Annotated in this window: 6 protein-coding genes; 3 read left to right on the top strand and 3 right to left on the bottom strand. The window is 68.3% G+C overall.

Annotated elements, in window-relative coordinates:
- Nucleotides 1-6 precede the first annotated feature (6 nt).
- The 3 genes from DMX10_RS27075 (at nt 7) to DMX10_RS27065 (ending at nt 5180) form a co-directional block, all read left to right on the top strand.
- The gene (locus DMX10_RS27075; RefSeq protein WP_111264004.1) at nt 7-861 is read left to right on the top strand and encodes a formylglycine-generating enzyme family protein; all 855 of its coding nucleotides are present in this window, start codon (nt 7-9) and stop codon (nt 859-861) included.
- Nucleotides 862-976: 115 nt separating this feature from the next.
- On the top strand, nt 977-2626 hold the full coding sequence (locus DMX10_RS27070; RefSeq protein ID WP_111264003.1) for a cyclic peptide export ABC transporter: 1650 nt from the start codon (nt 977-979) through the stop codon (nt 2624-2626).
- 148 nt (nt 2627-2774) lie between these two features.
- Nucleotides 2775-5180: a TonB-dependent siderophore receptor gene (locus tag DMX10_RS27065; protein ID WP_236206778.1), complete on the top strand. Its 2406-nt coding sequence runs from the start codon at nt 2775-2777 to the stop codon at nt 5178-5180.
- A 718-nt stretch (nt 5181-5898) separates the two neighbouring features.
- On the opposite strand, the gene DMX10_RS27055 is transcribed toward DMX10_RS27065, so the two are convergent.
- The 3 genes from DMX10_RS27055 to DMX10_RS27045 form a co-directional block, all read right to left on the bottom strand.
- On the bottom strand, nt 5899-6855 hold the full coding sequence (locus tag DMX10_RS27055; protein ID WP_111264000.1) for an alpha/beta hydrolase: 957 nt from the start codon (nt 6853-6855) through the stop codon (nt 5899-5901).
- An 88-nt stretch (nt 6856-6943) separates the two neighbouring features.
- Nucleotides 6944-19267 (bottom strand): non-ribosomal peptide synthase/polyketide synthase, encoded by a 12324-nt coding sequence (locus DMX10_RS27050; protein WP_111263999.1) that lies wholly within the window; start codon nt 19265-19267, stop codon nt 6944-6946.
- The coding region (locus DMX10_RS27045; RefSeq protein WP_146603063.1) for a non-ribosomal peptide synthetase at nt 19267-21505 on the bottom strand (2239 nt) is incomplete at its 5' end. The genes DMX10_RS27045 and DMX10_RS27050, both read right to left, overlap by 1 nt.

The raw sequence follows: 21505 nt of genomic DNA, 5'->3' as shown, positions 1-21505 counted from the left end.
ACCGCCATGCATGCACTCAAGCCCCTGGCCCTGGTGGCCACCCTGTTCGCCGCCGCCCCGGCCTTCGCCGCCGAGGCGAACAAGCCCGGCAGCCTGTTCAAGGACTGCAAGGACTGCCCCGAGATGGTCGTGCTGCCCGCCGGCAGCTTCACCATGGGCACCCCCGACGACGAAGTCGGCCGCCAGCCCGATGAAGGCCCGCTGCACACCGTGACCTTCGCCAGGCCCTTCGCCATCAGCAGGTTCCAGGTGCTGGCCAGGGAGCTGCAGGCCTGGCAGCGCGAGGCCAGGGTCACCCTCCCCGACGGCGACGACCGCCCCGGGCGCCTGTGCAGCAACGGCAAGCCCAGCTACCCGCAAGGCCCCGATCAGCCCGCCGTGTGCATCAGCTACGACGAGGTGAAGGCCTATGTCGCCTGGCTGTCGAAGAAGACCGGCAAGCACTACCGCATGCTCAGCGAAGCCGAACGCGAGTACGCCGCCCGCGCCGGCAGCGAAGGCCCGTTCCCCTTCCCCCTCGACGAAGGCAAGGAGTACAGCATCGCCCAGCACGCCAACACCTACGGCGCCGCCGACGGCTACAACTTCACCTCCCCGGCGGGCAGCTTCCCGGCCAACGCCTTCGGCGTCTACGACATGCACGGCAACGTCTACGAATGGGTGGCGGACTGCCTGCACGACAGCTACGTCGGCGCCCCCACCGACGGCAGCCCGTGGATGGAGGAGACGTGCGAGGTCGTGCAGATCCGCGGCAACGACTGGGGCGAGGCGCCGATCTTCTCCCGCTCCGGCAACCGCAACGCACTGGTCACCACCGAGCGCGGCGACTGGATCGGCTTCCGGGTCGCCAGGGAGGTTTAGCCCCCCCCCCCGCTAAATTTGCCCCCTCGCCAGACGTTCAAGAGGTGCGCAGCCACGGGTTGCGCCCCAGCGGGTGGCAGCGGCCACCCGCCAACTCTTCAAGCAGGTACCCCCCATGAACAGGCCCGCGCGCGGAGTGATCAGAGAGTTGTTCACGCTGCTCAAACCTTTCCGACTGATCGTCATCAGCTCCATCGTGCTGGGCATGGTGGGCGGCCTCAGCGTCACGGTGCTGCTGGCGACCATCAACGGCGCCCTGCACTCCGAAACCAGCCTGAGCGGCGGCGTCGTGGCCGCCTTCGCGGGGCTGTGCCTGCTGGCACTGGGCAGCGCCATCTACTCGGACATCGGCACCAACTACGTCGGGCAGCACATCATCGCCAAGCTGCGCAAGGAACTGGGCGAGAAGGTGCTCTCGGCCCCGATCGAGCAGATCGAGCGCTTCCGCACCCATCGCCTGATCCCCGTACTGACCCATGACGTCGACACCATCAGCGACTTCGCCTTCGCCTTCGCCCCGCTGGCCATCTCGTTCACCGTCACCCTGGGCTGCATGGGCTACCTGGCCCTGCTGTCCTGGCCGATGTTCCTGATGCTGGTGGTGGCCATCATCGTCGGCACCGCCGTCCAGTACCTGGCCCAGGGCCACGGCATCAAGGGGTTCATGCAGGCCCGTGACTGGGAGGACGACCTGCAGAAGAACTACAGCGCCATCGCCGAAGGCGCCAAGGAACTGAGGATCCACCGCCCGCGCCGCAACCGCATGTATGTGTCCGGGATCGAGCAGACGGCCGAGAAGATCTGCGACACGCAGATCCGCTCCATCAACACCTTCGTGATCGCCAAGTCCTTCGGCTCGATGCTGTTCTTCGTGGTCATCGGCCTGGCCCTGGCCATGCAGTCGATGTGGCCGAGCGCCGACAAGACGGTCATGAGCGGCTTCGTCCTGGTGCTGCTGTACATGAAGGGGCCGCTGGAACACCTGATCGGCACGTTGCCGATCATCGGCCGGGCGCAGATCGCGTTCCGCCGCATCGCCGAGCTGTCGGAGCAGTTCTCCTCGCCCGAGCCCCACCTGCTCCTCAATGCCCAGGGCAGCCCGGACAAGTCCATCAGCAGCCTCGAACTGCGCGAGGTGTCCTACGCCTTCCCCGCCGTCGAGGGCAGCGCCCCGTTCCGCCTCGGCCCGGTGAACCTGAAGATCGACCAGGGCGACATCGTCTTCATCGTCGGCGAGAACGGCTGCGGCAAGACCACCCTGATCAAGCTGCTGCTGGGCCTCTACGCCCCGCAACACGGCGAGATACGCCTGAACGACCAGGCGGTGAACGCGCGCACGCGGGACGACTACCGCCAGCTGTTCACCACCATCTTCGCCGACTACTACCTGTTCGACGATGTCGTCCAGGGCGACCAGCACCTGCCCGAGGACGCCAACACCTACCTGGAACGCCTGGAGATCGCCCACAAGGTGAGCGTACGGGACGGTTCCTTCACCACCACCGACCTGTCCACCGGGCAACGCAAGCGCCTGGCGCTGGTCAACGCCTGGCTGGAGGAACGGCCCGTGCTGGTGTTCGACGAATGGGCCGCCGACCAGGACCCCACCTTCCGCCGCATCTTCTACACCGAGCTGCTGCCGGACCTCAAACGCCTGGGCAAGACCATCATCGTGATCTCCCACGACGACCGCTATTTCGACATCGCCGACCAGCTGGTGCGCATGGAAGCGGGGAAAGTCGTGACCGAATTACAGACGGCGTGATTGATCACGATTCTTATTTCCGGTTTTTCCAGTGCCATCCGTCTTATCAAAAATCAAAAACAACGCCACCACTTCGACGACCAAGAGGACCACCATGCCAGCGCTACCGGGACTTACGAACCTCACCAAGGCATTGCTCATGCGCCGTATGCTTCAGCCGGGTTTCAACGCCACCGCGCTAGGCTTCGCCTTCTCCATGGCGGTTGCCGCCCAGGTACAAGCCCAGGAGATCGAATTCAACATTCCCGCCCAGTCACTGGCCAGCGCGCTGCTGACCCTGGGCAAGCAGGCCGACCTCCAGGTGCTGTACAGCGCCGATGACGTCCAGGGCCTGCGCAGCCAGGCGGTCGTCGGCCGGTTCTCCACCGACAAGGCCCTGGCGCGGATGCTGGCGGGCACCAACCTGTCCTTCAGCCTGCAGAACAACACCGCCATCCTGCAGAAGCGCTCCGCCTCCGACTCCCTCGAGCTGAGCACCATCAGCATTTCCGGCCAGTCGGTCGAATCGGCCTATGGCCCCGTCGACGGCTATGTGGCCACCCGCAGCGCCACCGGCACCAAGACCGACACCCCGATCCTGGAGATCCCCCAGGCCGTCAACGTCATCACCGCCGACCAGATCGAGACCCAGGGCGCCCGCAACCTGACCCAGGCCCTGCGCTACACGCCCGGCCTCGGCGTCAACGGCTTCACCGATCGCAACGCCATCGCCGACGAGATCACCAGCCGCGGCTTCGCCCCGACCCCGCTGTACCTGGACGGCGCCTACCTGCCCTACGCGGGCAGCCTGGGTGGCGCACCGCAGATCGACCCCTACACCCTGGAGCGCGTCGAAGTGCTCAAGGGGCCGTCCTCGGTCCTCTACGGGCAGAACCAGCCGGGTGGCGTGGTGAACATGGTGTCCAAGCGCCCGACCACCGAGCAGCGCAGCCAGGTGAAGTTCGGCCTGGGCAGCTACCACCGGGTGAACGGCGCCTTCGACACCAGCGGCCCCATCGACGAGGAGAAGCAGTTCTCCTATCGCCTGGTGGGCCTGGCCAAGAAAGGCAACGAGCAGGTCGCGCACACCAACAACGAACGGCTGCTGCTCGCCCCCAGCCTGACCTGGGCCCCGTCGGAAGACACCTCCCTGACCCTGCTGGCGCAGATCCAGCGTGACGACGGCCTGTTCGACTACCAGGCCCTGCCGATGGTCGGCAGCCTGGTCCGTGGCCCCACCGGGCAGAAGATCGACCGCGACTTCTTCTCCGGCGACTCCAAGTACAACGACTACAAGCGTGACCAGTACATCCTGGGCTACGACTTCACCCAGAACCTCAGCGATGACCTGAAGTTCCGCTCCACCGCCCGCTACATCGACGTGCGCGACCGCTACAAGGGCTTCTACCTGCGCAGCTTCGCGACCGACACCAACGGCAACACCGACTACACCCGCGCCAACCGCGTGAAGCTGGACTGGCAACAGCACAACATCGCCTACACGCTGGATAACAACTTGGAATTCAGGTTCAACACCGGCGCCCTGGAGCACACCACCCTGGCGGGGATCGACTACCGCCACTTCAACCGCAAGTACGACGGCTACAACGCCTACAACGTGCTGCCGGTGGACCTGTACGGCAAGAACAACTACGACACCAGCAGCGTGACACCGGTGCTGGACACCAAGTGGGACAACACCATCCGCCAGATCGGCCTCTACGCCCAGGACCAGATCAAGCTCGACAGCTGGATCCTCACCATCGGCGGCCGCAAGGACTGGGCCGAGGTGGAGAACAAGGACCTGCTGGCCGACACCATCACCGAACAGCGTGACCACAAGTTCACCGGCCGCGTGGGCCTGACCTACGTCACCGACTTCGGCCTGGCGCCCTACATCAGCTACTCCGAGTCCTTCCTGCCGACCGTCGGCACCGCCGCCCCCGAGCGCGGTGGCAAGGCATTCGAGCCGACCGAAGGCAAACAGTACGAAGTGGGCGTGAAGTACCAGCCCTATGAGAAGACCCTGATCACCGCCGCGGTTTTCCAGATCGAGCAGAAGAACGTGCTGACCGGGGACGTCGAATACCCCCAGTACCAGTCGCAACAGGGTGAGGTGCGTTCCCGGGGCATCGAGCTGGAGGCCAAGTCCAGCATCGAGAACATCGACGTGCTCGCGGCCGCGACCTACATCGACTCCTTCTACACCAAGGAAACCTACGGCAACGAAGACAACCGCAGCGAGGCGCAGGCCCCCGTCTCCGCGACCGCCTGGGTCGACTACCACTTCGTCCAGGCGCCCCTCGCCGGCCTCACCTGGGGCGTGGGCGCGCGCTACACCGGGCGCAAGCCGGGCGACGCCGCCAACAGCTTCCACACCCCGTCCTACGTCGTCTACGACACCACGCTCCGCTATGACCTGGGCAAGCTCTCCAGCGACATGCGAGGCCTCCAGGCCAGCCTGAACGTGCAGAACCTCTTCGACCGCGAATACGTGTCGGACTGCAACTACTCGTTCGGCTGCTACTACGGCCAGGAGCGTGTCGCTTCGGTCGAGGTGTCCTACGACTGGTGAACGCCAGCGGCATGAAGAAACCGGGCTCAGGCCCGGTTTTTTTATGGCTCTGTCTGCGTTAGCTGTTGTGGTTTTAATGCAAGCGCTCAAGCACGGCCATTTCCGGGCGCCCAAGAGTTCGGGCCACCTCCACCGCATGGGTTTCGCTTCGCTCTACACCATCCTACGAAAGCCTGTGCGCACCACGTGGCGATGCGCTGGACGAAGAAAGGTGGGGCAGCCGCCAACGCCCCTCCAGCAGGCCGAACGCAGTCGTTGCGCCGGGGGACGAGCGGCATGGATGCCGCGAGAGGCGCGCCAGGCCATGGATGGCCCATCGCGCCGACCCCCAGACGACGCTTGCGGCGAACGCACTTCAGTGCGGCCCGAAGGGCGAGCGTAGCGAGTAACGACGATGGAGTGAGGGAACCCGACGCGGTCGGGCCGGATGATGGGGCAAGCCCTTTTGGTTCCTTTTAAGTGGTTCGGCATTCCGACGATTGTTAAAAGGGACTCGCCCGGGTGGGCGAAACCAGAAGCACCAACAAAACTCGGCAATCAGCTGAGCTAAAATCCTCTAGCAACACTTAACGCAGACAGAGCCTTTTTATGGCTGCCGTGCAGGGTCGAGGCCAGCATTCGGGGGCGGACATCCCCTCCTCCTCCTCCCATGAAAAAACCGGGCCTTGGCCCGGTTTCCGGTATCGCGCGGCCTGGGTCGCCGGATGCTATCGCCGGCTCAACGCGCCAGCGCCTGGCGCAAGGCGGACACCAGCTGCGCGTAGACGTCGTCGATATCCGGCACCACGCTGCGCAGTCGCAGGAAGTCGTGGATCAGCCCCTCGAACTCCAGCACCTGCACCGCAACCCCCTGCTCCTGCAGGCGCCGCGCATAAGCCCGCCCCTCGTCCAGCAGCGGGTCGAACCCCGCCAGGGCGATCACCGCCGGCGCCACGCCGGCATGGTCGGTCGCCAGCAACGGCGAGAAGCGCCAATCGAGCCGGTCGGCCGCCTCCCGCGCGTAATGCCGGTAGAACCACTCCAGGGTCTCGCTTTCCAGCAGGTAGCCCTCACCGAACAGCTGCATCGACGAGCTGCTGGCCGAGGCATCGGTAACCGGGTAGCACAGGAGCTGCAGGCAGGGCCTGATGACCGCCGCCGCCGAGCGCGCCGCCTCCAGGGCCAGCACCGTGGCCAGGGTGGCGCCGACGCTGTCGCCGCCGAAGACCACGCGGGTGAGATCCAGGGATTGCTCCCCGGCATGGGCGGCCAGCCAGGCCAGCGCATCGGCACCGTCGTTCAGCGGGGTCGGGAACCTGTGCTCGGGCGCCACGCGGTAGCCGACCGAAAGCACCGCGCACGGCGTCCGCTCGCAGAACTCGCGGCACACGCCGTCATGGGAGTCGAGGCTGCCGACCACGTAGCCGCCGCCGTGGAAATACACCAGGACGGGCAGCGTCCCGCTGGCAGTGGATGGTCGGTACAGGCGCAGGGGCAGCGAGGCGCCATCCCGGCTGCGGCACTCGAAATCCGTGGAACGCACGCCCTGCGGCGCGGCCCAGCGCAACTGCAAGGTGGTGCGTTCGAAGGCCTCCCTGGCCTGTTGCGGGGACGACACATGGAAAGGCCCGGGGCCACTGGCCTGGCTTTCTTCCGCCAGGTCGAGGAAGGCGTTCAGCTCTGGATGCAATGGCATCGCATGGTTCCTTGATCAAGGGGTACATCCACCGGAGGGGCCACGCAGGTGGCGCCCCCCCAGCAGTACGAAGGACCGCAACGAATACTCAGGCCGCCTGCGCGACGCAGTGCTCGATCAGCGCCTCCAGTTCGGCCTGGTAGGCCTGCATCAGTTGCTCGACGGTCTCGACGCGGTAGCGGCGATTGCTGAAGACACAGCGCAAGGCCAGCTGCCCGTCGTACACCTGCCCGACGATCTCCAGCCAGTTGCCCAGTGCGGCCATGGGGCTGTAGCAGCTGCCATAGCTCTCGGCCGCCGGCACCAGCATGGCCTTGTCGTCGAAGCTCTGGTCGAACTGCCCCAGGTAGTTGAAGGTGACCCGCACCTGGGGGGCGGCGCTCAACTGCGCGGCGACCTCCGGGCCGCTCAGGTGGCGCAGGACGCCGTAGCCGAGCCCCTTGTTCGGCACCGCCGCCAGCTGGCGTTGCACGGCCCTGACCGAGGCGCCGATGTCGTCGTCCAGCCCCGGTGTGAGACGTACCGGGAACATGCTGGTGAACCAGCCGACGGTGCGGCTCAGGTCGATGTCGGCCAGCAGGTCCTCACGCCCGTGCCCTTCCAGCTGGATCAGCGCCGAGGCCTGCCCGCTCCAACGGCACAGCACGCGGCTGAGGGCCGCCAGCAGCACGTCGTTGATCTGCGTCCGATAGACCGCCGGCACCTGCTTGAGCAACTGCTGGGTGTGCACCTCGGACAGGGTCAGGTGAGCCACCGCCTGGTGCCGCACCTGGTTCTTGCCCCGCGGGTTGTCGCAAGGCAGCTCGCTGCCCGGCTGGCGCGCCTGCGCGAGCCAGTAGTCCCGTTCCTCGGCCGGGAAGCTCTCGGCATAGGCGCCCAGGCCTTCCGCCCAGGCGCGGTAGCTGCTGGTGCGGAACGGGAAGCTTGGCGTCTCGCCCCTGTCATAGGCCTCGTAGGCCATCTGCAGGTCCTGCAGCAGCACCCGCCAGGAGACGGTGTCGATGACCAGGTGATGGATCACCATCAGCACCCGGGTCTCGCCGTTGGCCATGGCCACATGGGCGGTGCGCCAGACCGGGCCATCGCGCAGGTCCAGGCTGCGCTGGACCTCCTCGGCGAACAGTTCCAGCTCCGCCTCGTCCGCGACCTCCCGCTGCCAGAGCAAGGGCTCCGATGCCCAGAGCGCCTGCAGCTCCGCCAACGGCTGGTAGTGCTGCAGGGTGCGCCCACCGACCTCGGTGAAGCGCAGGCGCAGGGCGTCGTGCTGCTGGACGATGCTGCGCAGCGCCAGCTCCAGGGCCGCCAGGTTCAATGCCTGGCGTGCGCGCAACAGCAACGCCTGGTTGAAGTGGTGAGGCTCTTCCATGCGTTCGTCGAACAGCCACTGCTGGATCGGAATCAGGTTGAACTGGCCTTCGGCAGCCACCTGGGTGGTGTCCGCCTGGGGCTGATCCGCCAGCGGCCGCTGCCCGAAGATCGCCTCGATGGTCGGGTGGCGCATCAGGTCCCGCAGCTTCAGCTCCATGTTCAGCTCCGGGTGGTTACGCACCCTCGACACCACCTGCAGGCTGAGGATGGAGTCGCCCCCCAGCTCGAAGAAGTTGTCGGTGATGCCCACCTGCTCCACCTGCAGCACCTCGGCCCAGACCTGCGCCATCAGCTGCTCGTCGCGGGTCCGCCCGGCCACGTACTGGGTGCCCTTGAACTCGGGCTCCGGCAGCGCCTGGCGATCGAGCTTGCCGTTGGGCGTCACCGGCAGGCGCGGCAGGCAGATGATCTGCGCCGGCACCATGTAGTCCGGCAGGCTGGCCCGCAGCTCGGCCTTGAGGCGGTCGCCGATGGGCTCGCCGCCCGGCGTCACCACGTAGCCGATCAGCTGCTTGCCCGAAGCGCTGTCCCGGGCGACCACGACGGCGTCGTCGACATCGCCCGACTGGCGCAGGCAGGCCTCGATCTCACCGAGTTCGATACGGAAGCCCCGTACCTTGATCTGGTGATCGATGCGGCCGACGTAGTCGAGCACGCCATCGGCGCGGCGGCGCACCAGGTCGCCACTGCGGTACATGCGATCGCCCGGCTTGCCGAAGGGATCGGGCACGAAGCGCTCGGCGCTGAGCCCGGCACGACGGTGATAGCCACGGGCGACGCCTTCGCCACCGATGTAGAGCTCGCCGGCGATGCCCGGTGGCAGCGGGTTGAGGTTCTCGTCCAGCACATAGAGCGCGCGCTGCCCCACCGCGCGACCGATGGGCGCATAGGCGGCTTCGCAGCGGGTGCTGGCCGGCACCTTCCACAGCATCGGGGTGACCACGGTCTCGGTCGGCCCATAGCCGTTGGTGAAGTAGCGGGGACGCAGGGCGGCCTTCACCTGCTCGAAGGTCGGCTCCGGCACCGCGTCGCCGCCGAAGCAGTACACGCGCACCGGTGGCGGGGTCAGCCCGCTCTGCTCCGCGTATTCGGCCAGTTGCTTGAGGTAGGCCGGCGGGAAGCAGGCGATGCTGATGGCGTGCCGGTGCAGGGCCTCCAAGGTCTGCTCGGGCGTCCACAGCGCGCCGTCGCGGATGACCAGGGTGCCGCCGCTGAACAGCGTGCTCAGCCAGCGCTCATGGGCCCCGTCGAAGGCGAACGACATGAAGTGCAGCTCGCGGGTCGCGGCATCCATCTCGTACAAATTGGCGATCGCCTGGCAATGCATGCTCAGCGGGCCATGGGTCACCGCGACACCCTTGGGCCGCCCGGTGGAGCCGGAGGTGTAGATCAGGTAGGCCAGGTTCTGCGCCAGCAGGCCGCTGTGCAGCGGCTCGGTGCTGCCGGCCCATTCGTCGAAGCCATCCAGCAGCAACACCTGCGGGCCATCCACCCGGGGCAAGCGCTCCTGCACGCCGCTGTGGCTCACCAGCAGCGCCATGGCGGAGTCTTCGATCATGAAGGCCAGCCGGTCCGCCGGGTAGTCGATGTCGAGGGGAACGTAGGCCGCCCCGCTCTTCATCACCGCCAGGAAGGCCACGACCGTCTCCACCGAGCGCTCCAGGGCCACGCCGACCACCTTCTCCGGGCCTGCGCCGAGCGCCAGCAGGCGGTGGGCCAACCGGTCCGAAAGGTTCGCCAGTTCGCCATAGGACAGTTGCCGCTCACCGCAAACCAGCGCCACGGCGTCCGGGCGCTCGGCGGCGTGGCGGGCGATCAGCTCGGGCAGCAATGCCGTCGCCTGTTCATCGGCCACAGGCGCTGCGCTCCACTGGGCGAAGGCCTGCTGCTGCACGGGCGGCAGCAGCGCGAGGTTACCCAGGGCAACGTCCGGCGAGGCGATCAGCACCTCCAGCATGTGCTCCAGGGTGACGCGGATACGCTCCACCGCCTCGACGCTGAACGCGTTGCGCAGGAACAGGTACTCGATGGACAGCCGGTCCCCCAGGTGCACCGCCAGGTCCATGGGGAAGTTGGTCACATCGTGGTTGCGGGACGCACCGAAGCTCAGGCCGGTGTCGTTCTCCTCGCCCAGGCGTTCGTCGATCGGGTAGTTCTCGAACACCAGGATGCTGTCGAACAGCCCCTGGCCGCCCATCCCGGACCAGCGCTGGATATCCGCCAGCGGGGCGTGGGCGTGCTCGCGGATCTCCAGGTTGTACGCCTGGAGCTGCTGCAGCCATTGCACCAGGGGCTGCTCCGCCGGCAGGGTCTGGATCACCGGCAGGGTGTTGATGAACAGGCCCAGGATGCTGTCGGCATTGGCCAGGCTGGCCGGGCGCCCCGCCACGGTGGCGCCGAACACCACGGTGGATTGGCCGGTGAAGCGCTGCAACAGCAGCAGCCAGGCGCCCTGGATCAGGGTGTTGGGGGTGATGTGCAGGTCGCGGCAGGCCTGCTGCAGGCGGCCGGTCTGCACCTCGTCCCAGCGGGTGTACAGGGCGTCGTGGCCTGGCAGGTCCTGCGCATGCCGGGGGAAGACCGACTGGGCGAGGAAGGTGGCCTGTTCCAGCTCGCCCAGGCGTGCCCGCCAGAACGACTCCAGGCTGTTTCCGTCCTGCCGCTTCAGCCAGGCGATGAAGTCACGGTAGGGCCCGTTGCGGGTCGCGACCTGGCCCCTGGCATAGAACTGCATGACCTCGCCGAACAGCCGCGAACTGCTCCAGCCGTCCATGAGGATGTGGTGGCAGGTCCAGATCAGCTGGTGGCGCTGCTCGTCCAGGCGCAGCAGCAACACGCGCTGCAAGGGCGCCTGCGCCAGGTCGAAGCCTTCCCGGTAGTCGGCCGCCGCGCGCTCGGCGAGGGCCTCCTCGCCCTGCTCGCGCTGCCGCCAGTCTTCCTGCCGCAGGTCCAGCGCCACATGGCGGTGGACGATCTGCACCGGCTCGCTCGAACCGCTCTGCCAGTGGAAGCTGGTCCGCAGGATGTCCTCGCGGGCGATCACCTGCTCCCAGGCCCAGGCGAAGCGCTCGGCGTCCAGGCCCTCGACGGGCAGGCTGATCTGGTTGACGTACAGCCCGGTGGCGTCGTCGGCCAGGCTGTGGAACAGCATGCCTTCCTGCATCGGCGACAGCGGGTACACATCCTGGATCTGCGGCACCGGCACGGGCAGCGCATCCAGCTGCTTCTGGTTCAGGCCGGCGAGCGGGAAGTCGGACGGCGTCAGGCCCTGGATGCCCTCGTCGCAGCAATGGTCGATCAGCCGCTCCAGCGCAGCGCCATAGGCGCCCGCCAGGCGCTCCATCGCGGCGATGTCGAACACCTCGCGGCTGAAGGTCCAGTCCAGGCTCAAGCGGCCATCGAAGACCTTGCCGTTGATGGTCAGCCAGTTGCCCAGGGGCACATCGTCGCCGTGGCCGTCACCGCTGCCCTCCTCGCCCGGCACGAACAGCGCCTGCGCATCGAAGCTCTGGTCGAACTGGCCCAGGTAGTTGAAGGTGATGCGCGCCTGGGGCAACCCGGCCAGGCGCTGCTGGATATCCGGGGCGCCCAGGTGGCGCAGCACGCCATAGCCGAGGCCCTTGTCCGGCACGGCCCGCAGCTGCTCCTTGATGCGCTTGATCGATTCCCCCGGGTTCTCCGAGGGGGTCAGCAGCACCGGGTACAGGCTGGTGAACCAGCCGACGGTGCGGCTCAGGTCGATGCCGTCGAAGATCTCCTCGCGGCCGTGGCCTTCCAGCTCCACCAGGCAGGCCGGCTGGCCGGTCCATTGGCAGACGGCGGTGGCCAGCGCGCTGAGCAGCAGGTCATTGACCTGGGTGCGATAGGCCACAGGGGCCTGCTTGAGCAGGCGCTGGGTCTGCTCGACGCTCAGCGACAGGCTCACCGAATGCCCATGCGCCGAGGCCTGGCTGCCTTCGGGGTTCGCCCTGGGCAACTCCGGCAGGGGCTGGTCGAGGCGGCTGGTCCAGTAGGCCAGCTCCCGCTCCAGCGCATCGCTTCCCGCATGGTCGTGCAGACGCTCGGCCCAGGTCCTGAATGCCGTCGACTTGGCCGGCAGCTTTACCGCCTCGTCGCGCGACAGCTGCTCGTAGGCGCTCTGCAGGTCTTCCAGGAGGATGCGCCAGGACACGCCATCCACCACCAGGTGGTGGATGGCCAGGTGCAGGCGCGAGCTGCCATCGGCCATGTCGATCAGGCTGCAGCGCAGCAACGGCCCCTGTTGCAGGTCCAGGCTGCGTTGCGCACGGTTGGCCAGGGCGACGAGCTCATCGGCATCGCGAGCGGTGCCTTGCCAGAGCTCGAGCGGTTGCTCGGCCACGGCCGCGTGGCGCGCCTTCCAGCTGCCGCTGGCGGTCTTGTGGAAGCGCAGGCGCAATGCATCGTGATGGGCGACGACCGCTTCGAGGGCCGCACCCAGCCGGGCGACGTCCAGCGGCTCGCGCGGCGTCAGCAGGATCGACTGGTTCCAGTGCTGCGGCTGGGCGATTTCGCTGGCGAGGAAGCCCTGCTGCATGGGCAGCAGCAGGCTCTCCCCGGTGACCGGCCCCTGGTCCACCCGGTTCGCCTCGCCCTGCTGGGCGACCTGGGCCAGGGCCTGGATGGTCTGGTGCAGGAACAGGTCGCGGGGCGCCAGGACGATGCCCCGCTGGCGGGCGCGGCTGACCACCTGGATCGAGTTGATCGAATCGCCGCCCAGGGCGAAGAAGTTGTCGGTGATGCCCACCTCGGGCACGCCGAGCACTGCCTGCCAGATTTCCGCCAGGGTCCGCTCGACCTCGCTGCCGGGTGCTACATAGGCGCTCTGCGCCTCGTCCAGGCTCGGAACCGGCAGCGCCTTGCGATCCAGCTTGCCGTTGGGGCTCAGCGGCATGCGCTCCAGCGCGGTGATGTGCGGCGGCACCATGTGCTCGGGCAGGGTGCGCTGGAGGTGCGCGACCAGTTGCTCACGCAGGAGCGGCCAGTCCGGCGTTTCCCCCTGCAGGACCAGGTAGGCGCTGAGGTACTTGCCGCTGCGCCCGTCCAGGGCGACGACCACGGCCTCGCGCACGCCGTCATGGTCCAGCAGGCGCGCTTCGATCTCGCCCAGCTCGATGCGCAGGCCACGGATCTTCACCTGGTGGTCGATACGGCCCAGGTAGTCGATGACGCCATCGGCGCGGTAACGGGCCAGGTCACCGGTGCGGTACAGCCGTTCGCCCTCCACGAAGGGGCTGGCCACGAAGCGTTCCGCCGTCAGCGCGGGGCGGCGATGGTAGCCACGGGCAAGGCCCTGGCCACTGAGGTAGAGCTCGCCGCTGACGCCGACCGGCACCGGGTTCAGCTCGGGGTCGAGGATGTAGGTCATCAGGTTGGCGATGGGCTCACCGATCGGCACCGCCTCGCACCCTTCGTCGCGGCAGGTCCAGTGCGTCACGTCGATGGCCGCTTCCGTCGGGCCATACAGGTTGTACAGGGCGGCGCCGGGCAACCGGGCGAACACCTGCTGCTGGGCATCCACCGGCAGGGCTTCGCCGCTGCAGACGATGCGGGTCAGGCTGCGGCAGCGCCCCGCGTTCTCGTCCAGCAGGAAGGCCTGCAGCATCGAGGGCACGAAATGCAGGGTGGTGATGGCCTCGTCCTCGATCAGCCGGATCAGCTGCGCGGGGTCGCGGTGGGCACCCGGCTCGGCGACCACCAGGCGCACGCCGTACATCAGCGGCCAGAAGAACTCCCAGACCGAAACATCGAAGCTGAACGGCGTCTTCTGCAGCACGCTGTCACCTTCGCCGAGCCCGTAGGCGTCCTGCATCCAGCACAGGCGGTTGGTCAGCGCGCCGTGGCTGTTGCCCGCGCCCTTGGGCTTGCCCGTGGAGCCGGAGGTGTAGATCACATAGGCCAGGTTCGAGGCGGCGAGCGGCACCTCGGGGTTGCCGGCCGGGTAGCCCTGCAACCGCGCCTCGCCGTCGTCCAGCAGCAGGGTCTTCACGCCACCGGGTATCGGCAGCTGTTCCTGCAGCCCGGCCTGGGTCAGCAGCAGCTCGATGCCGCTGTCCTCGATCATGTAGGCCAGGCGTTCGCGGGGGTATTCCGGGTCCAGCGGCACATAGGCGCCGCCGGCCTTGAGGATGGCCAGCAGGCCCACGACCATGTCCAGGCTGCGGTGCACCGAGATGCCCACCAGGGAGTCGGCGGTCACGCCCTGTTCGATCAGGCGGTGCGCCCAGCGGTTGGCCCGTGCATTGAGCTCGCCGTAGCTGAGGGCCTGGCCGGCGAAGACCAGCGCACAGGCTGCGGGGTTCGCCGCCACCTGCGCCTCGATCAGGCGATGGACCGGCTGGTGGTTCGGGTAGTGGGCGCCGGTGCGGTTCCACTCGTAGAGCATGTGATGACGCTGCCCGGCGTCCAGCAGCGGCAGCTCGCCGACGGCCTGGCTGGGGCTGGCGACGATGCCGCGCAGCAGGTTCAGCCAGTGCTGCCCCATGCGCTCCACGGTGGCGCGGTCGAACAGGTCGGTCGCGTAGGACAGCGCGGCGGAAAGGCCCGTCTCGTACTCGAAGGTGTCCAGCGTCAGGTCGAACTGCGCGGTGCCGGCATCCCAGCTGAGCTCTTCCAGCGCCAGGCCGGCCAGGGACGTGACCTCGCGCTGCACCTCGCCGCCGTGGTTGAACATCACCTGGAACAGCGGGCTGTGGCTCAGGTTGCGCGCCGGTTGCAGCGCCTCCACCAATTGCTCGAAGGGCAGGTCCTGGTGCGCCTGGGCCTGCTGGGCGGTCTGGCGCACCTGGCGCAGCAGCGTCGCGAAGGGCGCGTGGCCGTCGACCTGGGCCTTGAGTACCTGGGTGTTGACGAAGAAGCCGATCAGGCCTTCGGTCTCCAGGCGGTTGCGGTTGGCGATCGGCACGCCGACACGGATGTCGCCCTGCCCGCTGAAGCGATGCAGCAGCACCTGGAAGGAGGCCAGCAGCACCGTGAACAGGCTGCAGTTCTCGCGCTGCGCCAGCTGCTTGAGCGCAACCGCCAGGGTCGGCTCCAGGGCGATAGCGATGCGCGCCCCGCGATAGCTCTGTTGTGCCGGGCGCGGCCGGTCCGTCGGCAGCTCCAGGACGGGCTGCTCGCCTCCCAGTTGCGCGCTCCAGTAGGCCAGCTGGCGGGCCTGTTCGCCCTCCTCCAGCCAGCGCCGCTGCCAGTGGCCGTAGTCGGCGTACTGGATCGGCAGCTCCGGCAGCGCTACGGGCTGGCCCTGGCTGTGGCCGACATAGAGTTTCAGCGTCTCGTCGATCATCACGCGCATCGACCAGGCATCGGAAACGATGTGGTGCTGGGTGAGTACCAGGACATGGTCGTCCTCGGCCAGCCGCAACAGCTTCACCCTCAGCAGCGGGCCGGCCTGCAGATCGAACAGGCGCCGGGTCTCGGTCTCCACCGCCGCCCGTATCGCCTCGTCGCTCGCGTCGGCGGCCAGCGCCTCGACCTCGATCAGCACCGGCGCCGCCGGGTGGATCACCTGCAGGGGCCGCTCGCCGTCCAGCACGAACGTGGTGCGCAGGCTTTCATGGCGCGCGACCAGGGCGGCGAAGCTGCGCTCCAGCGCGGGCAGGTCCAGGGCGCCGCGAAGGCGCAGGGCCGCCGGGATGTGATAGGCGCTGCTGCTGGGCTCCAGCTGCCAGAGAATCCATTGCCGTTGCTGGGCATGGGACAGCTCCAGCGGCTGCTCCCGGGAAACCCGCGGGATCGGCTGCTCGACCGGCTGCCTGTCCGCTTCCAGGGCGCGCGCCAGGGCATCGAGCTCCGGGTGGGCGAAGAGCAGGCGCAGCGGTACCTGGGCCTGCAGGGCCTGGCGCAGGCGCGCCATGACCTGGGTGGCGAGCAGCGAATGCCCGCCCAATTCGAAGAAGCTGTCGTGCACGCCGACCCGTTCGACGCGAAGCACCTGCGCCCAGACCTCGGCAATGGTCCGCTCCAGTTCGGTGCGCGGCGCCACATAGGCCTTCTGCCATTGCCGCGCATCGGGCCTGGGCAGTTGCTTGCGGTCCAGCTTGCCGTTGGGTGTGAGGGGGAAGCGCTCCAGCAGCACCGTGTACGCGGGCACCATGTAGTCCGGCAGCTTCAGACGCAGGCGGTCGTTGAGGCCGTCACGCAGCCGGGCCTGGGCGTCGGCATCTTCGACAGCCGGCAGGTCGCGGGGCACGACGTAGGCCACCAGCACCTGCCCGCCCGGAGCGTCCTGCGCCACCACGGCGACCTCGCGCACCTCGTCCTGCTCCTGCAGGCGCGCCTCGATCTCGCCCAGCTCGATGCGCAAGCCACGGATCTTCACCTGGTGGTCGATGCGACCCAGGTACTCGATGATGCCGTCGGCACGGATACGGGCCAGGTCGCCGGTGCGGTACAGGCGCTCCCCAGCCTTGAAGGGATTGGGAATGAAGCGTTCGGCGGTCAGCCCCGGGCGCTGGAAGTAACCGCGCGCGAGGCCGTCGCCGGCGATCAGCAGTTCACCGGCCACGCCATGGGGCACGGGGGCCAGGTCGGCGCCGACCACATAGAGCGCGGTGTTGTCGATGGGGCGCCCCAGCCAGGGCTCGGGGGCCTCCTGGCCAAGCCGGTGGATGGCCGACCAGATGGTGGTCTCGGTCGGCCCGTAGAGGTTCCACACCTCGCCGCCCAGGACCAGCATGCGGGCCGCCAGCTCGCGCGGCAGCGCCTCGCCGCCACAGAGGAAGGTGCAGCCACGCAGGACCTCCGCCCGCTCGTTGTCCAGCAGCATGCGCCAGGACGACGGCGTCGCCTGCAGCACGTTCACCTGCTCGCGTTCCACCAGGTCCAGTACCGCGTAGGGGTCCTGGGCGACCTCGGGTCCGCTCAGCACGATGCGCGCGCCGACCATCAGGGGCACGTAGATCTCCAGGCCGAAGATGTCGAAGGAGAAGGTGGTCAGCGACAGCACCCGGTCCCCGGCCACGACGCCCGGCACACGGGCCATGCTGGCGACGAAGTTGGTCAGCGCGCCATGGTGCACCATCACGCCCTTGGGGCGCCCGGTGGAGCCCGATGTGTAGAGGGTGTAGGCGAGGTTTTCCGCTTCGATCCGGGTGGGCAGGTCCACGCCGGGGAAGGCATCCAGCGAGTCGCCCAGCTCGTCCAGCAGCAGTGCCCGCACCGTCGTCGGCACCGGCAGGCGCTCGGCCAGCGCGCGCTGGGTCAGCAGCAGCTCGATGCCACTGTCCTCGATCATGTAGGCCAGGCGCTCCTCGGGGAACGCCGGGTCCAGCGGCAGGTAGGCGCCGCCGGCCTTGAGGATGGCGAGCAGCCCCACCAGCATGTCCACGCTGCGCGCAACCGAGATCCCCACCAGCAGGTCCGGCCCCACGCCCAGCTCGACCAGCCGGCCGGCCAGGCGATTGGCGCGACGGTTGAGATCGGCGTAGCCCAGTCGTTCCCCGCCGATCACCAGGGCGATGGCGTCGGGATCACGCGTCACCTGGGCCTGGAACAGCTCATGGACGAAACGCGCCTCCGGCAGCGCGACCGCCGTGTCGTTCAGCTCCACCAGCATCGCCTGCTGCTGGCTCGCATCCAGCAGCGGCAGCTCGCCGATGGCCTGCTCCGGCCTGGCCAGGATGCCGCGCAGCAGGTTCAGCCAATGGCCGGCCATGCGCTCCACCGTGGCGGCGCAGAACAGGTCGGTGGCGTAGGTCATGGAGGCGCTGATGCCGCCGGGATGCTCGAGCGTCTCCAGGGTCAGGTCGAACGACGCCGTGCGGGTCTCGCCCTGCAGCCCCTCGACCCGCAGCCCAGCCACCGGCGCCCCGCGTGCAGGGCCCTCCGTCTGGTGGTTGAACAGCACCTGGAACAGCGGCGTATGGCTGAGGTTGCGCTCCGGTTGCAGCGCCTCCACCAATTGTTCGAACGGCAGGTCCTGGTGGGCCTGGGCCCCCAGCGCTGCCTGCTTGACGTCCTGCAGCAGCGCGCGGAACGGCGCCTGGCCGTCGACCTCGCTGCGCAGGACCTGGGTGTTGACGAAGAAGCCGATCAGGCGCTCGGTCTCCACCCGGTTGCGGTTCGCGGTGGGCACGCCGACGCGGATGTCGTCCTGCCCGCTGTAGCGGTGCAACAGGGCCTGGAAGGACGCCAGGAGCAGCATGAACAGGCTGACGCCCTCACGCTGGGCCATCTGCTTCAACCCGGATGACAGGCCGTCGTCCAGCGCGATCTCCAGGCGCGCGCCGCGGTAGCTCATCACCGCCGGGCGCGGGAAATCGGTGGGCAACTCCAGCACCGGCTGCCGCCCGCCGAGCAGGCCCGTCCAGTACGCCAGCTGCCGCTCGCGCTCGCCCGCCTCCATCCAGTGCCGCTGCCAGATGGCGTAGTCGGCGTACTGGATCGGCAGCGGCGGCAACTCGGGCGCCTGGCCACGGCTGAAGCCGGCATAGAAGGTGACCAGCTCCTCCACCATGACCTGCATCGACCAGCCATCGGAGACGATGTGGTGCAGCACCACGATCAGCAGGTGATCGTCATCGGCCAGGCGCAACAGGCGCACGCGCAGCAGCGGCCCGTTCTGCAGGTCGAAGAGCGGCTCGGTCTGCTCCTCGATCAATTGGCGCAGCTGCTGGGCATCCGGCACCTGCGCCAGGGGCTCGGCCACCAGCCTCAGCGGTGCCGGCGGGCCGACCCGCTGGAAGGTCGCCTCACCGTCCTGGACGAAGGTGGTGCGCAGGCTGTCGTGCCGCGCGACCAGGGCGTTGAAGCTGCGTTCCAGCGCCGCCACATCCAGCGCGCCCTGCAGACGCAGGGCCGTGGGCATGTGGTAGGCGGCGCTGTCCGGGTCGAGCTGCCAGAGGAACCATTGGCGCTCCTGGGCGAAGGACAGCGGCAGGCTGTCGAACGCATCGCTCACCGGCGGGATCGGCAGGTTCGCCGGCGACACGTTTTCTTCACGCATCTTCTGCAGGTACTGCCTGCGCTTCTCCAGTGGCAACGTGATGAAGCGCCTGGCGATGCGTAAAGCAACCGTGTTGTCCATCAAACCTCCTCCATTTCATCGAGCAGGGCCTCGAGCCTGCTCAATGTCGACGTGCTCGTTGGCGCCCCGGTCTGTTGCAGCTGGGCGACGAAGTCCCCCAGTACCGGGTGCTGGAATATCAATTGCGGGGTGAGGCTCATGCCCAGCTCCAGTTGCAGGCGCGAAACCACGTTCACCGCCAGCAACGAGTGCCCGCCCCGTTCGAAGAAATCGTCGCCGAGCCCGACCTGATCGAGCTTCAGCACGTCCTGCCAGATGGCGGCGACCTGCAGCTCCAGCTCGCTGCCAGGCGCCACGTAGGCCACCTGCAGCGGGCGGGCATCCGGCGCCGGCAGTGCCTTGCGATCCAGCTTGCCGTTGGTGGTCAGCGGCAGGCGGTCCAGGAACACCACCTGGCCGGGCACCATGAAGTCCGGCAGGTGATCGGCCAGGCGCGCCTTCAGGCGTTCGCCGAGCAGCGCTTCGGCCGGCTCCAGCGCACCCGCCTCGGCGACCACATAGGCCACCAGGGCCTGGCCGTCCGGGGCCAGGACCACGGCTTCACGCACCTCCGGCTGGGCCCGCAGGCGGGCCTCGATCTCGCCGAGTTCGATGCGCAGGCCACGGACCTTGACCTGGTGGTCGATGCGCCCGATGTATTCGATGACGCCATCCGCGGCGTAGCGCACCAGGTCCCCGGTGCGGTACAGCCGCCCGCCCTCGCGACCGCTGCGGGCGAAGGGATCGGGGATGAAGCGCTCGGCGGTCAGCGCCGGTCGCTGGTGATAACCACGGGCCAGCGAATCGCCGGCGATGTACAGCTCACCGACGGCGCCGATGGCACAGGGCTGCAACGCGCAGTCGAGAACATAGGTGCGCACGTTGCCCAGCGGGCGGCCGATGGCGACCGTGCGGCGCTCGTCACCCTCGGCGGCTGCCACGAGGTGGCTGGTGCTGTCGATGGTGGCTTCCGTCGGCCCGTAGAGGTTGTGCAGCTCACCGTCGAACAGTGCCATCGCCTGGTCCGCCAGGTGCTGGCCCAGGGCCTCGCCGCCGCAGAGCAACAGGCGCAGGGTGGCCAGCTGCTCGCGCCGGGCCAGGGGCAGCAGGGCCTGCAGCAGCGAGGGGGCGAGCTGCAGGACGCTGATCCGCCAGCGCGCCACCTCGGCCCAGAGACGGGTCAGGTCGAGGTTCAGGTCCGGGCTCGCCAGGACCAGCTGCGCACCGCTCATCAACGGCAGCCAGAATTCCCAGACCGAGGCGTCGAAGCTGATCGCGGTCTTCTGCAGCACGCGGTCCTCGGCCTGCAGCGCCAGGCGGTCCTGCATCCACGCCATGTGGTTGCTCAGCGCGCTGTGGCGGATGCCGACGCCCTTGGGGCGCCCGGTGGAGCCGGAGGTGTAGATCACATAGGCCAGGTTCTGCCCGTCCGGCGAAACCGCCGGGTCGCGCTCGTCGCGGCTGGCCAGCGCTTCGTCCAGGCCATCCAGCGCCAGGCAGCTCACGCCGCTGTCGGCGAACCGCGCCTCCAGGGCCCGCTCGCTGAGCAGCAGGGCGATGCCGCTGTCCTCGACCATGTAGGCCAGGCGGTCCTGCGGGTAGGCCGGGTCCAGCGGCACATAGGCGCCACCGGCCTTGAGGATCGCCAGCAGCCCGACCACCATCAGCGGCCCTCGCTGCAAGGCGAGCCCCACCAGCACATCGGGGCCCACGCCGCGCTCGATCAGCAGGTGCGCCAGGCGGTTGGCCCGGGCGTTGAGCTGCTCGTAGGTGAGGCTCTGCCCCTCTGCCAGCACGGCCACGGCCTGGGGCTGGCGCTGCGCCTGGAAGGCCACCCACTGGTGCACCTGGCGTGCATCGCGCGGGGCGGTCTCGGTGGCGTTCCACTGCTCCACCACGCGGGCGTGCATCGGCGCGTCCAGCAGGCCGAACTCGCCGAGACGACGCTGGGCGTCCGAACCGGGCATCTGCATCAGCAGGTGCACCATCTGGTCACCGAGGCCCTGGATCGATTCGCGGGAATGGCAAGCGTTGGCATAGGTGAAGTGCAGGTTGAGGATGTCACTCAGATGAACGGCCAGGGTCAGCGGGAAATTAGTTTGTTCCCGGTTGCCCAGGGCGCCGAAGCCGAGCCCGTCCGGTGCGCTGTCCTGCAGTGCCTGGGAGACCGGGTAGTTCTCGAACACCAGCAAGGTGTCGAACAGGCTGTCCCCGCCCTGCCCCGCCCAGCGCTGGATGTCGTACAGCGGCGTGTGCTCG

The organism is Pseudomonas sp. 57B-090624 (assembly GCF_003234055.1).
Taxonomy (GTDB): Bacteria; Pseudomonadota; Gammaproteobacteria; order Pseudomonadales; family Pseudomonadaceae; genus Metapseudomonas; species Metapseudomonas tohonis.
This window is presented reverse-complemented; position numbering and strand designations above follow the sequence as displayed.